The sequence below is a fragment of the Prevotella rectalis genome, from assembly GCF_900607215.1.
GTDB classification, from domain to species: Bacteria; Bacteroidota; Bacteroidia; order Bacteroidales; family Bacteroidaceae; genus Prevotella; species Prevotella brunnea.
Genome location: NZ_LR027832.1, coordinates 1 through 2,579, shown reverse-complemented (window position 1 = coordinate 2,579; position 2,579 = coordinate 1). Strand labels below are relative to the sequence as shown.

General features: G+C 44.6%; 2 protein-coding genes. One reads left to right on the top strand and one right to left on the bottom strand.

Annotated features, from left to right (window positions below; translation table 11 throughout):
• Nucleotides 1–91 precede the first annotated feature (91 nt).
• A complete protein-coding gene (locus E0E16_RS13315) occupies nt 92–1,762 on the bottom strand; it encodes a glycosyltransferase (protein WP_130830687.1) in 1,671 nt (556 codons plus the stop codon).
• 150 nt (nt 1,763–1,912) lie between these two features.
• On the opposite strand from E0E16_RS13315, the gene E0E16_RS13310 reads away from it, so the two are divergent.
• Nucleotides 1,913–2,413 (top strand): hypothetical protein, encoded by a 501-nt coding sequence (locus E0E16_RS13310; RefSeq protein ID WP_130830686.1) that lies wholly within the window; start codon nt 1,913–1,915, stop codon nt 2,411–2,413.
• Nucleotides 2,414–2,579 lie beyond the last annotated feature (166 nt).

The window sequence follows — 2,579 nt, the reverse complement described above, 5'->3', positions numbered from 1 at the left end:
TATTTGTATTGCTGGTTGTTTTTTTTCCTCGCCGAGAGATGCAGACAACCTCTCGCTACGCTTCGAGAACGTCTGCATCTCTCGGCGAGGGCTACTCTTTTATTGCACTTCGTTTTGGAACTTGCACTCTCTGCCGCATGTTCTCGAATGCGGTAGCGTAAGCTCGTTCGTAATGGCAGAAAAATTCTTTCCAAAGTGCTTTGGAAGAGAGAAGACAAGCATTGCGGCGGCATTTGTTCACAGCGACTTTATCGAATGTGGAGAACCGCAGAATGGTGTTCTTGATAGCATCGGCTACATCGGAATAGTTATAATCCGTTCGATGAATTACCTGTACGCCATCTTCTATTCCAATGTTTCCGCCCTTTGTCTTGTCAGCCCAAAGCCCAAAGCCGGAAAGATCGGTGGTAATGCAAGGCACCTTGAAAGCCACTGACTCCAAGGGTGTGTAACCCCAAGGTTCGTAATAAGAGGGGAATACACATAAATCGTTGCCCAGCACCATGTCATAATAAGAAAGATTGAGAATACCATCTTCGCCAATCAAATAGCTGGGGATAAAGATGAGTTTCACCTTGTCATCTTTCTCATTCCGGATGTTCAGATGGCGCATCATGTTCAATACCTTATCATTGTCCATGTCGTACAGCCAATGTGTGATGTGCGGCTGCTCAAGGGGAGTATTCCATTCCCGGTCGCTTGTCAATCGTTCCTGAAGATCTTTGCGAGGACCTGCCACCCATCCCGGGACTTTTATGAACGCAAGCACATTTCTCCGTAAGCGCGTGTCGTTGTTCAGTCGGCTGACAGCTTCTATAAAAACATCAATCCCTTTGTTCCTGAACTCGTATCGACCGCTTGTCGAAACTATCAGTGCATCGTTGTCAATTGCCGTGCCGGTAAGGGCGTTGGCAATGTGCACCAAACGTTGGCGGGCTGCTTTGCGCTTGTTGTTGAATTGTATCGCTCGGGGAATGAAGTTGTCCTCAAAGCCATTGGGTAGCACCACATCAACCGGCTTGTCGAGCAACTCCCGGCACTCTTTTGCGGTGATGTCGCTCACAGTGGTGAAACAATCCGCATGGTGGGCGGTCTGCTTTTCTATGGAATGTTTACTTTGCATATTTAGCTCGAAAGCCATTTGGTCGCCATTGTAGTCGGAGAGATATTCGTAAAGCGGTTTGTTGTTTCCGGCAATGCTGCGCCCTATGCAGGTGGCATGTGTGGTGAAGATGGAGGCTATCTGTGGCAAAAGCTTCTGTAAGAAAAGGACAGCGAATCCGGTCTGCCATTCATTGGCATGGAACAGTACGTTGGGCGTATCGGTTAAGTAAAATTGATAGAAACTTTCAACCGTCAGGGCGACGGCGTATGAGAAGAGAGCGGACTCATCGTAATCGCCGTAGGCGTGAAGACTATCCACCCCATAATCTTCCCACAACTTGCCGTATAAGCTGTTTTTTCTTGAGGAAAAAGGCGAAGAATCTACCAAGAACGCGATAGGACTGCCCGGGACAGACCATCTTCCTATTCTTACGTGCAATCCGGATTGGCGTGCCACCTCTTTCCATTCTTGAAACAAGGACACATCTTCAATAAAAAAAGGATTTGCTTTATCCTGCCAACAATCAGGTCCGATAAAGATAACCTTATCACGCATCTTGTCTTGCATGGTCTTCGCCCTCGTTGAGAGCACCGTGTAAATTCCTCCTACTTTGTTACAAACCTCCCAACTGGTCTCAAAAATGAAATCCGGAAACATCCTTTACCTTTTAATATAATACTAATCTTGCGCTGCAAAGATAGCAAAAAAAAGTGAAACTAAACGAAGAACGCTGTTTATTTCAATTTTACAAAGTACGGATAACGGAAAAATTCTTATCTTTGCAACATATAAACGAAAGGATAGAGCATGGAACGACTTATATGTTTGATTGCCACCATCGTCTTCATGACCATGGCAACGGCGCAAAACAATGTAGAGCAGTACGCGAATTCAAAAAGTGATGAAAATCAAAACGTAATCGTGTGTGATACGTTGTCGAGTGCAAATAAAAATAATTCTGTGTTTAAGGGGCATTTTGAAAATGAAGAATATCAAGTTTGGTTGGATCTTGACCTTTACCATCAAACCGTTATCGTGCCCAATCAGGAGGTTTTCGGCAATCTGCCCGGATATCTCGGAGCGAAACGCGATACGAGGAAATGGCTGATTACCGATAGCGAAGTACAAGGAAAGGAGGCATTGCTCACCATTATCAACGACTATGGAAGCGAGGATTTAACCGCACGCATCACGCTTAACGATGACGGTTCATACACCTTTACGCAAGAGAAAGGTAGCACGATTAGAATCGTTGTCAATCGCAAATGGGTGAAATTGCCTAAGAAGCTCATTTTCGTCAAGAAATAACAACGACGTGCAACCCCATCCATAACTTCATTTTAACTCAATGTCTTATACGGATTTAGCTTGTCACAATTCTGACTATAAAAAAAGTAAGAAATTATGACAAAACGTAAAACCCCGCGCGAATTTTCGTATTCGTTCAAGCTGCAAGTGTTAATCGATTATTATT